This window comes from Corynebacterium endometrii, from assembly GCF_004795735.1.
Lineage (GTDB): Bacteria > Actinomycetota > Actinomycetes > Mycobacteriales > Mycobacteriaceae > Corynebacterium > Corynebacterium endometrii.
Map to the genome: position 1 here is coordinate 885,809 of NZ_CP039247.1, position 13,572 is coordinate 899,380.

The window sequence follows — 13,572 nt, forward strand, 5'->3', positions numbered from 1 at the left end:
AATCTCAACCCGTTTCGGTAGACAGTGACGGGAACGTATTGCATTATTTTTCCTGAAAGCGCCGATAGGAGCTCACCAAGGTTGGCCTTGGTGAATGGCGCTTTCCGGGAGAGCGTGGTTGCCTCGCATTAGTGCGTGTGACACTGTGCCTTTCCGTTATATGAGAGATAGCTGACGCGAATAGGTGTCAGGGGGAGCCGCTTTCAGCGCAATGCGGCTTTCGACTCCACATTTGGGGGCTCACCGTCACTCGCTCTAGTCGCACGGGAGGTCCTGGGCTTTCCGAGGCCTAGGGAGGGCTATACGCCGCGCCTGCCGCCGCAGGAGGCGCGCGTTACCGCCTGATACATTGCTCAACTGCCTAATGGCCTTTGAAAAAAGGGGGAGGCCGGGTAGTAGACGAGCGGGGTGGGGCTGTTTGGTTCATGCAATCCCGCCCCGTTCTTGCGTGCGTAAGTGCCTCGCGTGTGCAGGCTCCTAAACGAGTGCAGGAACCGGAAGTTGCTGGCGGGTGGCCGATGAGAAAACGATCTTCGGCGCAGCCCTGCCGGGTGGGCAGTCACTGCGCCGAAGAGCTAGTGTCTGGAGGGCCTAGAGCCGGATTGGGTCCCCGTCAACCGCCACTGCGGTAAACGCCACAACGCCCTGTGCGGTCTCCTCAGGAGCGGACAGCTCGACCGTGACGCCCTCGGTGGTCTCGCCATTCGTCACGCGGGTAGCGGTGCCCTGCGCGGACTCCTCGGTCCACTCGTTCCAGGTGATGTCCGTGAGCATGTCGGAGGTATCCACGCAGTTGAGGGACAACTCGGCCGGCTCAGCCGCTGGGGCAGCCGCGCAGTCGATGTACTGGGGAAGCTCCGCGGAAGCCGCTGCGGTGGTGGTTTCAGCAGTGGAGGACTCAGACTCAGACTCAGCGGCGGCACGGCCGGTGAAGGTGGAAGCGTTATCCTTGAAGCTCGTATCGGTGGAGTCAACCTCTCCTGGTGGGTGGCACGCTGCAAGGCCAACGGCTGCAACCACGCTAAGAGCGGCAGTGGCGGAACGGGAGAACTTCTTCATGAGTTAGCTCTTTCTCCAGGAATCGAAAATAGATGGAAAACTTGTGCAGGTTTATGACTGGCGCGGAGTCGCGGCCTTCTCTGAATCATACGGCGCCGCGGAGATGATTGTGACGGAAATGGTCTTGCCATTTGGGGCGGAGTATTCACGGGTCTCACCCTCCTGTGCGCCCAGGATGGCTGCGCCCAGTGGGGACTGCTCAGAGTAGGTCTCCAGATCCTTATTGTCGGACGCGGCGGCGCGGGTGCCGATCAGGAAGGTTTCCTTGTTGTTTTCATCGCCGTTGTAGTACACGTGAACCACGGAACCGATGTGGGCAACGCCCTCCTGCAGTGCGCCACGCTCGGTGGTTGCGTTGGCAAGAATCTCAGAAATCTGCTTGATGCGGGCCTCTTCCTGGTCCTGCATTTCGCGCGCAGCATCGTAGCCAGCGTTTTCCTTAAGGTCGCCCTCTTCGCGGCGCTCGTTGATTTCGGCGGCGACTACCGGGCGGTGATCAATGAGCTCCTGAAGCTCAGCCTCAAGCTTTTCCTTAGTTTCTGGGGTGATGTACTGCTTCTGCTGTTCAGCCATGATGCAACCTTCCCTGATTGTTCAATCTCAGTGCGTTGAAGTGTGAAGTGGCACGGGCTTACCGCGCCATGTTAAAAATTTAGGTCTTTAGCAGTGGCTATGGCCCCGGAAATGCGATTGGGCGCAACGATATGCACCGCGTTGGGAGCCTGGCATAGCTAGCTCAAGACATACGCAGGAAATATTAGCACAGCGGGCGCGGCCTTTAACTATGCCAGCGCGCGGGGCCACTAGCGGTGAGGGGGAACCGGTTGGCTTTCGGCAGGGAGGTGTTAGGAGTTTGCGTAGCGGGGGTTTTCAGCATCCAAGTACGCGGGAACCTCGCTTGAGCAACCATAGACTCCGCCGGCCACGGCACGGGCATTGGTGGGGATATCCACGGCCACGCGCATGTTGGCCTCGCCGTTGGCGGGAAGGGCGAATTCGCGGCGGCCTACCTCAGCCTTGGAGTAGTCATAAGCCTGAACGATGCAATACGCAGTGGCATTTGGGTCGTTTCGGGTTACGTCACTCCAGACTCGAAGCGTGGAATCATCAACTACCTCGTGGGAGACGTAGCTAATCGATGCATTAACTTCCTGCTTGGTGGTGAAATACTGGTAGGCGTAGAAGAGCGCGGCAATCAAGATCGCTACTAGCACCAGCGCCATTGCCTTTCCGGTGAGGTCACCGGAGCTTTTCTTAGCGGCTGCTCCGTATCGGTCACCGCGCTGGGTGGTGGTGGAAGCGGTGGTACGCGTTGAATGTGGACCTTGAGGGCTCATGCCCAATATCTTAGACCGGTTCCAACTTTTTATTGACATCGCCTACTATGGTCATGGTTAGCCCCGCACAGGCGGGGGAGGAAATCTAGATCTCCTTTGGCGCCACCGATGCGCAGTAGCACTGCCGCACGGTGGCCAAAGGTTCTCTAATTAAAGGGGATGGATACCAACGTGAGTGGACTTCGAATTCTGTCAATCCACGCACATCCAGATGATGAGTCATCTAAGGGTGCCGCAACCACTGCCAAGTATGCGCACGAGGGACACGAGGTTCTAGTCCTAACCTGTACTGGCGGTGAGCGTGGAGACATCATCAATCCCGCCATGGATAAGCCCGGAATCCTGGAGAATATGGGCGAAATCCGCAAGGAAGAAATGGCCGCGGCCGCCGAGGCTCTGGGCGTTAAGCATAAGTGGCTTGGCTACGTGGACTCCGGCCTGCCGGAGGGGGACCCGCTCCCACCGCTGCCTGAGGGCTGCTTCGCCCTTTATGACGATGACGTCATTGGCCGGGACTTCGTCAAGGTGATCCGTGAGTTCCGCCCGCACGTCATCATCACGTATGACGAAAACGGCGGTTATCCGCACCCGGACCACCTGATGGTCCACCGCGCGTCGATGATCGCGTGGGAAAAGGCGGGGGATGAAAATTACCATCCCGAGCTCGGCGAGCCGTGGACCCCGCTGAAGCTCTACTATTCCCACGGATTCGTCTACCAGCGCATGAAGCTTTTCCATGACCGCCTGGTCGAGTCCGGCAAGTCCAGCCCATATGGGGCAATGATGGCTCGCTGGGAGGCCGGTTTTGGTGACATCATGGCGCGCGTGACCGCCCAGGTGGAGTGCGCGGAGTACTTTAGTCATCGAGAGGCCGCATTGATCGCGCACGCGACCCAGATCGATCCGGCGGGAGCCTTCCTAGCCACTCCGGTCTCAGTTCAGCAGGAACTTTGGCCTACGGAGGAATTCGAGCTGGCCCGCACGCGCGTGGCCACGGATTTGCCGGAAGACGATTTGTTCGCGGGAATCGAGCAGAACTAGGGGCTGGCACAGCGGGCCAGCGCCAAGGAAGAATCTAAGGTTGTAGAAAAATGAATGCACTGGGAACCCTCAGCGCCGCGGTGACGAGCGATGTGCTGCTAATTGCGCAGGGCGTGTCCGACGGACCGGTTGGCCCTGAGTTTGGCAAGGCTTCGCCGGTAGGCATGCTGTTGCTCGTGGCGCTGGCCGTGGCCGTGTTGTCCGCCGGTTGGGCTTTTCACCGCAGGCACTCCCGTTTCCGCAGGCGCGCCATGTTCGCCGAGGAACACGGCATCGACCCATTCGATCAGGAGGCAATCGATGCGGCGATGGCGGAACGTGGACTCTATGACCGCCGCAAGCAGCGCAAGTTCTAACGGTGAGCCCGTTTGCCTTTTACACAGACTCAGAAGAATGTGGCAGGCGATTTTCCTCACCTGCGCACGCTCATAACGCGTTTGTGTTAGATTGAAGGCCATGTTGAGCAACCGTCAGTATTATCCGCAGGCTCCGGGCCATCCGGCGCCTGCTCATGACGCGTGTACCTCATAAGTCCTGACGCTTGCGCCCCTGAGGCTTTCTAGTTTCAGGCGAGCCCGGAGCCTTAAAGCAGCCCTTCACGAAAATGAAGGAGCTGCTTTTTCTTTTGCTTATTTCCGTGCCGCGAGGCGCTATAGAGACCCATTTACCGGAAGAAGGATAGACCATCATGACCATTTCGCCAGCCTCAACTTCCAACCGCCGGGTTCGTGCATTCCATGAACTACCAACCCCGGCCCAACTGCGGGCGGAATCCCCGCTCACTGAGCGTCAGCTAGGAAAGATTGAGCGCGACCGCCAGGAGATCGCTGACATTTTCAATGGCCGGGATGACCGCCTTGTGGTGGTCGTTGGACCGTGTTCCATTCACGACCCGGTAGCCGCAACGGATTACGCCAACCGCCTGGCCCCGTTGGCTAAAGCCCTGAGTGAGGATCTCAAGGTGGTTATGCGCGTGTACTTTGAAAAACCCCGCACCACCGTCGGGTGGAAGGGACTTATCAATGACCCGTACCTAAACCAGACCTACCAGGTGGCGGAGGGGCTGCGCTTGGCCCGGCGGGTGCTCACGGACGTGGTAAACCTCGATCTTCCCGCCGCCTGCGAGTTCCTGGAGCCCAATTCCCCGCAGTACTACGCGGACGCCGTAGCCTGGGGCGCGATTGGCGCGCGCACCACGGAATCCCAAATCCACCGCCAATTGGCCAGCGGCATGTCCATGCCCATTGGATTCAAGAACGGTACCGACGGCAACGTCGAAGTCGCCATTAATGCGGTGGCCGCGGCCGCGAAGCCACACTTCTTCTTCGGCACGTCTGATGACGGGATCCCGTCCGTGGTGGAAACCGCGGGAAATGAGCACTGCCACATCATCTTGCGAGGCGGCAGCTCCGGGCCGAATTATGATGCGGAATCGGTGGAGGGGGCCGTCGGGCGGCTAGGGGGCGCCAAGCGGCTGATGATTGACGCTTCGCATGCAAACTCCGGCAAGGACGATGCGCGACAGGTAGCGGTGGTGCGCGAGATTGCGGATCAGATTGCCCAGGGCAACGAGCACATCGCCGGCATTATGATGGAATCTTTCCTCGTGGCCGGCGCCCAAAACCTCGACGAGGTAGGCATCGATGGCCTGGTCTACGGGAAGTCGATTACGGATAAATGCATGAATTTCGATGACACCGTGGACTTGCTAGGTGAGCTGGCAAGTGTTGTGCGCCAACGCAGGGCTTCACGCTAAACTAAGGATTGTGAATTACCTGCCGAAGCTGCGCGCGCCCAAGCTGCTGGCGTCCAAGCTGCTCTACCCGCTGTATGAGGCTCGCCTGACCCGTGAGCTAAATAGCCGGCCGCAGCCCAAGCACGTGGCAATCATGGCTGATGGTAACCGGCGTTGGGCCCGCGAGGCCGGCTTCACGGACATCAGCCACGGGCACAGGCAGGGCGCTAAAAAGATTGGTGAGATCATCTCTTGGTGTGCAGACACCGAGGTGGAAGTAGTAACCATCTACTTGCTATCCACGGAGAATCTCAAGCGCAGCAACGAGGAAGTTCAGCTGCTCTTTGACATCATCTCCGACGTGGTAGAAACGCTATCGACCTCCGACCTGGGATGCCAGGTTCGGCTCGTGGGCCACCTTGATTTGCTGCCAGAGGAAGTATCGTCCAAGATGCTCGCGGCCGCGGCCCAGACCACGGAGAATTCCGGCGTGATTGTTAACGTCGCCGTGGGCTACGGCGGCCGCCAGGAGATAGTCGATGCGGTGCGCACGCTCATCGAGGATGAGGTTGCGCAGGGCGCCACGCTGGACAACATTGCAGAGCGCGTGAGCGTGGATTCCATCTCGCGCCACCTCTATACGCGTGGACTGCCTGACCCGGATCTCGTCATCAGGACCTCCGGAGAGCAGCGCCTGAGTGGCTTTTTGCTCTGGCAGGCGGCGTATTCGGAAATTTGGTTTACAGATACGTATTGGCCGGCCTTCAGGAAGGTTGACTTCCTGCGCGCGCTGCGTGACTACTCCCAGCGCTCCCGGCGGTTTGGAAAGTAGGCAGACATGGGCCCCACGGTGATTTTCGATACTTTCTACGGCGCTACGCACCAGTACGCGCGGGAGCTTGCCGAGAGGACTGGGGCGCGGCTGCTGGATTTAGACATGGCGGGCAACCAAGCGGAATTGGACCGCCTGTACGCCGAACAAGCGCCCCTGGTCGTGCTCAGCCCGGTCCATGGCCCGCAGATCCGCGGTGCGGCCTTCGTCGCGGAACATGGTTTTAGCCATCGGCCCGTCGCCGTGGCAGCGGTGGGCATGACCCTCCTTGAGGATGCACGTAAGAAAGACCAATTATCGGGAGCGCTGGGGGATTATCACGCCGTGGAGCGCTTCTATCTACCCGGCCGGATGAACTATTCCGCCCTTTCGGCAAAGCATAGGGCAATCATGACCTCCCTGATCACGGCGTTAAAGCTCAAACCGCGCAAAAGCGACAATGAGAAGTACATGATTGAGTGCTACGACAAGGACGTCGATCACGTGGACTTGGCAGAATTGGAGCCAATAGTCGAGTGGATAGTGCGTAATAGCGCACTCGGGTAAAACGCCGGTGTTAGAGAGCTCTGCCGGTTAACTCGGCGTAGCCAGGCGCGCCCGTTGCGGGCAATGGCGGGGTTGGAGACGGCAAGGGATGTGTCTACATCTGCACCCTCTGCTAAATTTGCATATCGTTCTTTGTTAATTTCCTCGGAGAAGTTTCTCTATGGCTTGCAAGCTGAAGGGCCGATAAGGCGCGGTGCGGCCGCGATAGCAGCACCAAGATATTGCAGACATTTAACCCGTATGGCGCCGTACATGCCGTACGTGGCGTTGTTTGAGCACGAGGAAACCGTACCTGGAACATGCGCGTATCAAGGACGCGTAATTAAATGTTGTACGAAGAGTTAAGTAGATTGACGTGACAGAAAAATCTAGAAGTAGCGCGGCGCATGGTGCTGGCACTGGTGAAGAAGTGATCATCAAGCGCGGCCGCAGTGTGGTGGCCCGCGGTGGCAAGCTGGAGGCTGCCCTAAAAGACCGCATGCTTGGCCGCCAATCCATCCATCCGGGGCTGATCCCCGGCATTTCCGTGGAAGACACTAACCGCGAGTTCCCCACGAACAAGCCCGTGTTCATCGTGGCATTCCTGTTGACCCTCGCGGTCATAGCCTGGGCGTTTATCAGCCCGGAATCGCTGAGCGAAACCGGCACCAACATGCGCGACTGGGTAGTGATCAACCTGGGCTGGGGGTACACGGCTGTGGTCCTTGGCGTAGCGCTGTTTATGCTCGCCATCGCCTTCGGCCCGACCGGCAATATCCGCCTAGGCGCGGATGATTCCGAGCCTGAGTTTTCCACTGCGACGTGGATTTCCATGCTCTTCGCGGCGGGCCTGGGTATTGGTCTCATCTTCTACGGCCCGCTGGAGCCGCTGCAGCACTTCATTACGGTCCCGCCGGGCTTTTCTGAGTATGAGTCCGGTTCCCCGGCACTGGCAGAGCACGCGCTTTCCCAGGCGATTTTGCACAACGCATCCCTGGCGTGGGTGATCTACGCCCTCGTTGGCGTATCGATTGCCTACGGCGCATTCCGCCGCGGCCGCCTGCCGCTTATCTCCGCGGTCTTCGAACCGGTATTCCCGGATAGCCCGAATAGGCCAGTCGGCAAGGTCATTGACATTTTTGCCGTGTTGGTGACCCTTTTTGGTACCGCAACCTCCTTGGGCATCGGTGCTTTGCAAATCCGCACTGGTGTCTCCATTGTTACCGGCCAGGAGCTGGGCAATAAGTTTACAGTCGCAGCGATGACGGTTCTGACCATCTTGTTCATCATTTCCGCAGTGACCGGAGTCAAGACCGGCATTCGTATCCTGTCCAATGCCAATATGGGGTTGGTAGTGTTCATGGGGCTGTTTGTGCTGCTAACAGGCCCAACCCTCTACCTGCTTAATCTGCTTCCCTCCACGCTGCTGACGTTCGTGGATAACTTCGCCACCATGATGGAGGTTAACTCCACGCAGTCAGAAGATAATGCCGCTTGGCTGGCAGGCTGGACCACCATGTTCTGGGCGTGGTGGATTTCCTGGTCCCCATTCGTGGGTTCCTTCATCGCGAAGATTTCCAAGGGCCGCACCATCCGTGAGTTCGTGACCGTGGTGCTCTTTGTGCCTTCCGGCATTTCCTTCGTGTGGTTCGTGATTATGGGTGGAACCACTATTGACCTAAACATGAATGAAGGCCTGGGGATCGAGGATTCCGGCGAAAACGTATTGTTCGACATGTTTGACAATCTGCCGCTGGCCCCAATCATGACCATCGTTGCTCTTTTGGCCATTGTGATCTTTTTCGTGACCGCGGCGGATTCAGCAACCAACGTCATGGGATCCTTCTCCCAGTCCGGCCGCCCCGTGCCGTCCAAGCCGGTCACCATTATCTGGGGCGCGTCCCTGGGCGTTGTGTCTATCGGCCTGCTGCTTGCGGGCGGGGAGGATGCGCTTTCCGGCCTGCAGTCAATCATGGTGGCATCATCCTTGCCGTTTACTTTCATCATCATTGGCATGTGCGTCTCCATGGCAAAGGACCTGGCGAATGATCCGTTCATGATTCGCCGCCGTTACGCTAAGGACGCAATCGGCCGTGGCGTGAAGGCCGGCATCGAAGAACACGGTGATGACTTTGTCTTCGGCGTCACTCAAGTAGATTCCGAAGAGGGCGCCGGCGCTGACTTCGATTCCAAGGACCCAACCCTGACTGAGTGGTACACGGACCACAACGATGAGTACAAAGCCGTCAACTACGCCCCTGACGGCCACGAGATTGTCATCGAAACCGAGCCCCGCGGGCGCGAGGAAAAATAACCTTGTAGTCATAAAAGCGTGCGCCTCACATTCGGTGGGGTGCACGCTTTTTCAATTCAGTTTCCGGGCAGTACACCGTGGTATTTGCGGATCCTGCCGGAGAAAACCGGGGTGCATGCTCGCGCGGCCGGGTTAGACTTTCCGCAGGCGAACTTGCTCAACCAGGTGGTTAGGGCCCTTGCGCATGACCAAAGAGGCGCGGACGCGCGTGGGCAGGATGTTTTCAACGAGGTTGGGCAGGTTGATGGATTGCCAAATCTCGCGCGCGTTGGCGCGCGCCTGATCCGCGGGCAGGTCCGCATAGTGCGCAAAGTGGGCGCCGGGTTCCCTAAACGCAGTGGTGCGCAGTTTAAGGAAGCGCTCAATGTACCACTGCTCGATGGTGTCTACATGGGCATCGACGTAGACCGAAAAATCGATCAGGTCGGAAACCATGATGGTGGGACCAGTCTGGAGCACATTGAGGCCCTCAAGGATCAAAATGTCCGGTTGGCGCACCACCTGGGCCGCATCCGGAACAATGTCATAGATGATGTGGGAATATACCGGGGCCGGAACCTCAGCCTTGCCTGATTTCACATCGGTGACAAAGCGCATGAGCGCGCGGCGGTCGTAGGATTCTGGGAAGCCCTTGCGCTGCATCAATCCCTTTTCCTTAAGGATTGCGGTGGGGTAGAGGAATCCGTCCGTGGTTACCAGATCCACCTTGGGGTGGGAATCCCAGCGCTGAAGCAGCACCTGGAGCAAACGCGCGGTCGTGGATTTGCCAACCGCCACGGAGCCAGCCACGCCGATGATAAACGGCACCTTCTCCGGGGATTTGCCAAGGAATTTCTCCGTAGCGGCGTTGAGCGCCTGGCGCGCGGCGACCTGCATGTGGATGAGACGCGAGAGCGGGAGGTAGACGTCAGCTACCTCGGTCAAGTTGATGTTTTCACCAATACCGGAAAGCTCCTCAACCTCTTTCTCATCGAGCACCTGAGGCATGGATTTACGAAGCTCACGCCATGATTCGCGGTCGAATTCGACGTAGGGGCTGGTGTCCTGCGGGCGAGACATGACCATATTGTTGCACTAGGACGTTATTGCGGGCGAACTTGGACGCGCATCGCGGCCCTAAACGGGGGGCTGTGCCGCGCGCTAGTGTCTGAAGGATTAGACCCAAGACAACTAGTTGAATTTTTTGGCCCGGCCCCTAGGTCTGCCCGATAAGATATGGGCGAGCGCCGCGCTGGCGCAAAAGCTATCAAGACTTCGACGAAGGGATACGTGGTTCCATGACCTCAAATAACGGCGCTGACGTACGCTACCAGGAGCTCCGCGAGCTGGATCCAGATGTATTCAACGCGATCGGCGGGGAGATTTCCCGCCAGCGTGACACTCTGGAAATGATTGCTTCTGAAAACTTTGTGCCACGCGCGGTACTGCAGGCCCAGGGTTCTGTTTTGACCAACAAGTATGCGGAGGGCTACCCGGGCCGCCGCTACTATGGCGGCTGCGAGCACGTTGACGTGATCGAGGATATCGCCCGCGACCGTGTCAAGGAGCTCTTCGGCGCCGAATTCGCCAACGTTCAGCCGCACTCCGGTGCGCAGGCTAACGCCGCGGTGCTATCCGCCCTGATTAATCCTGGCGATAAGATCATGGGCCTGTCCCTGGCTCACGGTGGCCACCTGACCCACGGCATGAAGATTAACTTCTCCGGCCGCCTCTACCAGGTAGCCGCCTACGAGGTAGATGAGAAGACCTCCCGCCTGGACATGGACAGGATTCGTGAGCAGGCCATCGCCGAGAAGCCGCAGGTACTCATCGCGGGCTGGTCCGCGTACCCACGTGAGATTGATTTCGAGGCGTTCCGCTCCATCGCCGATGAGGTGGGAGCGTACCTGTGGACGGATATGGCCCACTTCGCCGGCCTGGTCGCGGCTGACCTTTATCCATCCCCGGTTCCTCATTCCGACGTGGTATCTTCCACGGTTCACAAGACCCTCGGCGGCCCACGTTCCGGCCTCATCCTGGCGAAGCAGGATTACGCTAAGAAGCTGAATTCCTCCGTATTCCCGGGCCAGCAGGGCGGGCCGCTGATGCACGCTATCGCGGCGAAGGCCGTGGCCTTCAAGATCGCCGGCACCGAGGAATTCCGCGAGCGCCAGAAGCGCACCATTGAGGGTGCACAGATCCTGGCCGAGCGCCTGACCTCCGAGGACGCCAAGGCAGCGGGCGTCGACGTGCTAACCGGCGGCACCGATGTTCACCTCGTCTTGGTAGACCTCCGCAACTCCAGCTTGGATGGCCAGCAGGCCGAGGATCTGCTGCATGAGGTGGGCATCACCGTTAACCGCAACGCGGTCCCCAATGATCCACGCCCACCAATGGTGACCTCCGGTCTGCGCATCGGTACCTCTGCGCTGGCTACCCGCGGCCTCGACGCGGAGGCCTTCACCGAGGTTGCTGACATCATTGGCACCGCACTGGCCAACGGTAAGAACGCTGACGTTGCCTCCCTGCGCGCACGCGTGGACAAGCTTGCAGCTGACTTCCCACTCTACGAGGGCCTGGAAGACTGGAAGCTCGTCTAAGGCCATACCCCGCCCGCTTCCGTCCCCGCGACGGTGCTAAACGGGCAAGGAACTAAGTAAGAGCCCACCGCGGCGGCCCATGTGAAGGGGCGCCAGGTGGGCTCTTGGCGATCCGGCCGGTGTGTAGGAAACACTTTTTTACCGGCCAGGGCGCGAGGCGGGAGCTTAACCGGTTTAAGCGTCAGGCTCTTCGAAATCTGGGGTATCGGGCAAGGCTACCGATGGTCCCAGCGCCCGACCCGGTGCGGGATCGGATTGCGCGGAATCCTTCGCGGACTGCGCATGCGCCTCACGCGCTTGTGCGAGCCACTCCGGCGCAGAATCGAGCAGCTCCTTGATTTCCGAGGTGGTCAGCGGCTTGTCCATCCCGTTTTTCTTTAGGGCCGTCACGGAGATGCCAAGCTTCTGAGCTACGACAGGCCGGGGGTGAGGGCCCTCACGCCGCAGGGTGGACAACCACTCCGGGGGATTGTTCTGCAGGTCGCGCAGCTGAGCATGCGTTACGGCGCCGGCCTGGAACTCTTCTGGCGTGGCAGGCAGGTATATCCCCAACTTCTTCGCCGCAGTCTGCGGCTTCATTGCGGTACCTGATGGTTGAATATTGTTATCAGTCACGCCCCCAACTTAGCACTAGAACTACACTGTCTTCCATGCTGCGATTAACTTTTGCCACTGGGTGCGAGCCCGGAAAGTGGTTCCAACGGTTCCGTGACAACACCGCCCACGGAGAGCTCATCACCTTAGATTCGGACGATCCAATCGCCGAATTGCTCGCCGGGCGCGCTGACTTGGCACTGGCCCGCGTCCCCGCCCGGGGCGAGGATTCACGGCTAGGGGAGGGGTTTCATAAGGTTAATCTTTACGAGGAAGCCCCCGGCATCGCGGTGCCCAAAGACTCGATATTCGCCCAGCTAGGGGAACCGGTGCTCGCCGCCGATGTGGCCGATGAATACGTCAATTGGGCGATAGGACCCGATGCGGATGTGGACATTCCCTCTATCCGTGACGGACTTCAGGTAGTAGCCGCCAACGTGGGCATTGTCATCGCCCCGCGCCCGCTGCTGAAGGTCTTATCTAAGAAGCAGGTGACCCACCTGGACTACATCGATCCGGACGTGGCGTTAACCCGGATCGCCTTGGTGTGGCGCAAGGAAGATGACGGCGATGCCATCCAGGACTTCGTTGGCATTGCCAAGGGGCGCACCGCCAATTCCTCACGCCAAGAGCAGCCTAAGAAGACGGCGCGGGAGAAAGCGGAGGCCAAAAAAGCGCGGCGTGCTCAGGGTGGCGGAAAGGGACCTGCGGGTCAAGGAAAAGGCAAAGGTAACGGCCGTGTAACCAGCTCGTTATCAAAAAGTAAGAAAGGTCGCAGCCAGCGAAAACGTCGCTGAATCCGGGGCGGTACCCGCAAATTGCTTCACTGATTGAACAATTAGCTTGCCTCGGCTGCAACCGATTTCTACGCTGGATTAGGAGCTCACAGGTTGAGCATGAATCTCCATCGACAAACAAAGGATTTACTGAGATGAAGAAGATGAACCGTCGTATCGCCGCTGGCCTGGCTGCCGCAACCCTCTCTTTGACCATGGTTGCTTGCTCGCAGGCCGAGGACGCGGCCAACGAGGCAACTGACGCGGCCGGCTCCGTCGCGAATGAGGCTACTTCCGCTGTAGATTCCGCTATTAACGAGGTGGAGTCCGAGGTTGAGGGAACCGACACCGAAGATTCTGACAACGCTGAGGGTGAGAACGCGGAGGAGGCTACCGATGTAGCCGCCAACGGTGAGACCACCACACTGAACACCCCTGCGGGCGACTTCGAGGTTCCTGCCGCATTCGCCACCGCCATCGAGGGCAAGGTTGCCGAATGGGGCGACGTGGTCAACGTTGACACCACCGACCTGGGTTCCGTGGCTGAGTTCTCCAACGGCGACATGCTGGCTTGGGCTAAGGACGCCGCCGGCGAGGTCCCAATCGTGGGCAAGATCGCTGAGACCTGGAAGAACGAGGGCGGCATCGAGGCTCTTGGTATGCCAACCGGCCCGGAGACGACCGAGGGCACCGGCTGGGTTCAGGAGTTCGCAGAGGGCTCCATCTCCTGGCTGCAGGGTGAGGACGGCCAGTACGGCCCAACCATCAACTAAGTGCCCA

General features: G+C 59.2%; 14 protein-coding genes. 9 read left to right on the forward strand and 5 right to left on the reverse strand.

Annotation, left to right across the window (positions count from 1 at the left end):
* Positions 1-591: 591 nt before the first annotated feature.
* The 3 genes from CENDO_RS04015 to CENDO_RS04025 all read right to left on the reverse strand — a co-directional run bounded on the left by CENDO_RS04015 (position 592) and on the right by CENDO_RS04025 (position 2,396).
* A complete protein-coding gene (locus CENDO_RS04015; RefSeq protein ID WP_136140894.1) occupies positions 592-1,059 on the reverse strand; it encodes a hypothetical protein in 468 nt (155 codons plus the stop codon).
* A gap of 51 nt (positions 1,060-1,110) precedes the next feature.
* Positions 1,111-1,632 carry a transcription elongation factor GreA gene (greA, locus tag CENDO_RS04020; RefSeq protein ID WP_136140895.1) on the reverse strand — a complete coding sequence of 174 codons (522 nt, stop codon included), beginning with the start codon at positions 1,630-1,632 and terminating at the stop codon, positions 1,111-1,113.
* 272 nt (positions 1,633-1,904) lie between these two features.
* Positions 1,905-2,396 carry a DUF4307 domain-containing protein gene (locus CENDO_RS04025; protein WP_136140896.1) on the reverse strand — a complete coding sequence of 164 codons (492 nt, stop codon included), beginning with the start codon at positions 2,394-2,396 and terminating at the stop codon, positions 1,905-1,907.
* A gap of 171 nt (positions 2,397-2,567) precedes the next feature.
* Between CENDO_RS04025 and mca the strand changes: the two genes are divergently transcribed.
* The 6 genes from mca to CENDO_RS04055 all read left to right on the forward strand — a co-directional run bounded on the left by mca (position 2,568) and on the right by CENDO_RS04055 (position 8,843).
* Positions 2,568-3,437, forward strand: coding sequence for a mycothiol conjugate amidase Mca (gene mca / locus CENDO_RS04030; protein WP_136140897.1), 870 nt, complete (start codon positions 2,568-2,570; stop codon positions 3,435-3,437).
* Positions 3,438-3,487: 50 nt separating this feature from the next.
* Positions 3,488-3,793: a hypothetical protein gene (locus CENDO_RS04035; protein ID WP_136140898.1), complete on the forward strand. Its 306-nt coding sequence runs from the start codon at positions 3,488-3,490 to the stop codon at positions 3,791-3,793.
* Positions 3,794-4,125: 332 nt separating this feature from the next.
* Positions 4,126-5,193, forward strand: a complete 1,068-nt coding sequence (locus CENDO_RS04040; RefSeq protein ID WP_136140899.1) for a 3-deoxy-7-phosphoheptulonate synthase — start codon at positions 4,126-4,128, stop codon at positions 5,191-5,193.
* Between the two features lie 10 nt (positions 5,194-5,203).
* Positions 5,204-6,004: an isoprenyl transferase gene (locus CENDO_RS04045; protein ID WP_281276153.1), complete on the forward strand. Its 801-nt coding sequence runs from the start codon at positions 5,204-5,206 to the stop codon at positions 6,002-6,004.
* A 6-nt stretch (positions 6,005-6,010) separates the two neighbouring features.
* The gene (locus CENDO_RS04050; protein WP_136140900.1) at positions 6,011-6,550 is read left to right on the forward strand and encodes a flavodoxin domain-containing protein; all 540 of its coding nucleotides are present in this window, start codon (positions 6,011-6,013) and stop codon (positions 6,548-6,550) included.
* A gap of 355 nt (positions 6,551-6,905) precedes the next feature.
* A complete protein-coding gene (locus tag CENDO_RS04055; RefSeq protein WP_246014372.1) occupies positions 6,906-8,843 on the forward strand; it encodes a BCCT family transporter in 1,938 nt (645 codons plus the stop codon).
* Between the two features lie 132 nt (positions 8,844-8,975).
* Here the strand turns inward: CENDO_RS04055 and coaA are convergent, their stop codons facing one another.
* The gene (gene coaA, locus CENDO_RS04060; RefSeq protein WP_136140901.1) at positions 8,976-9,902 is read right to left on the reverse strand and encodes a type I pantothenate kinase; all 927 of its coding nucleotides are present in this window, start codon (positions 9,900-9,902) and stop codon (positions 8,976-8,978) included.
* Positions 9,903-10,120: 218 nt separating this feature from the next.
* Between coaA and glyA the strand changes: the two genes are divergently transcribed.
* Positions 10,121-11,422, forward strand: coding sequence for a serine hydroxymethyltransferase (gene glyA / locus CENDO_RS04065; protein ID WP_136140902.1), 1,302 nt, complete (start codon positions 10,121-10,123; stop codon positions 11,420-11,422).
* A 174-nt stretch (positions 11,423-11,596) separates the two neighbouring features.
* On the opposite strand, the gene CENDO_RS04070 is transcribed toward glyA, so the two are convergent.
* The gene (locus tag CENDO_RS04070; protein WP_246014417.1) at positions 11,597-12,001 is read right to left on the reverse strand and encodes a DUF5997 family protein; all 405 of its coding nucleotides are present in this window, start codon (positions 11,999-12,001) and stop codon (positions 11,597-11,599) included.
* Positions 12,002-12,072: 71 nt separating this feature from the next.
* Between CENDO_RS04070 and CENDO_RS04075 the strand changes: the two genes are divergently transcribed.
* A complete protein-coding gene (locus CENDO_RS04075; protein ID WP_136140903.1) occupies positions 12,073-12,813 on the forward strand; it encodes a type 2 periplasmic-binding domain-containing protein in 741 nt (246 codons plus the stop codon).
* Between the two features lie 134 nt (positions 12,814-12,947).
* Entirely contained in the window at positions 12,948-13,565 is a 618-nt protein-coding gene (locus tag CENDO_RS04080; RefSeq protein ID WP_136140904.1) for an LGFP repeat-containing protein, read from the forward strand.
* Positions 13,566-13,572: the final 7 nt, after the last annotated feature.

Bases quoted from the DNA above. Each gene is read 5' to 3' on its own strand.
- CENDO_RS04015 (WP_136140894.1), bottom strand. From the start codon at position 1,059: ATGAAGAAGTTCTCCCGTTCCGCCACTGCCGCTCTTAGCGTGGTTGCA.
- greA (WP_136140895.1), bottom strand. From the start codon at position 1,632: ATGGCTGAACAGCAGAAGCAGTACATCACCCCAGAAACTAAGGAAAAG.
- CENDO_RS04025 (WP_136140896.1), bottom strand. From the start codon at position 2,396: ATGAGCCCTCAAGGTCCACATTCAACGCGTACCACCGCTTCCACCACC.
- CENDO_RS04035 (WP_136140898.1), top strand. From the start codon at position 3,488: ATGAATGCACTGGGAACCCTCAGCGCCGCGGTGACGAGCGATGTGCTG.
- CENDO_RS04040 (WP_136140899.1), top strand. From the start codon at position 4,126: ATGACCATTTCGCCAGCCTCAACTTCCAACCGCCGGGTTCGTGCATTC.
- CENDO_RS04050 (WP_136140900.1), top strand. From the start codon at position 6,011: ATGGGCCCCACGGTGATTTTCGATACTTTCTACGGCGCTACGCACCAG.
- coaA (WP_136140901.1), bottom strand. From the start codon at position 9,902: ATGTCTCGCCCGCAGGACACCAGCCCCTACGTCGAATTCGACCGCGAA.
- glyA (WP_136140902.1), top strand. From the start codon at position 10,121: ATGACCTCAAATAACGGCGCTGACGTACGCTACCAGGAGCTCCGCGAG.
- CENDO_RS04070 (WP_246014417.1), bottom strand. From the start codon at position 12,001: ATGAAGCCGCAGACTGCGGCGAAGAAGTTGGGGATATACCTGCCTGCC.
- CENDO_RS04075 (WP_136140903.1), top strand. From the start codon at position 12,073: ATGCTGCGATTAACTTTTGCCACTGGGTGCGAGCCCGGAAAGTGGTTC.
- CENDO_RS04080 (WP_136140904.1), top strand. From the start codon at position 12,948: ATGAAGAAGATGAACCGTCGTATCGCCGCTGGCCTGGCTGCCGCAACC.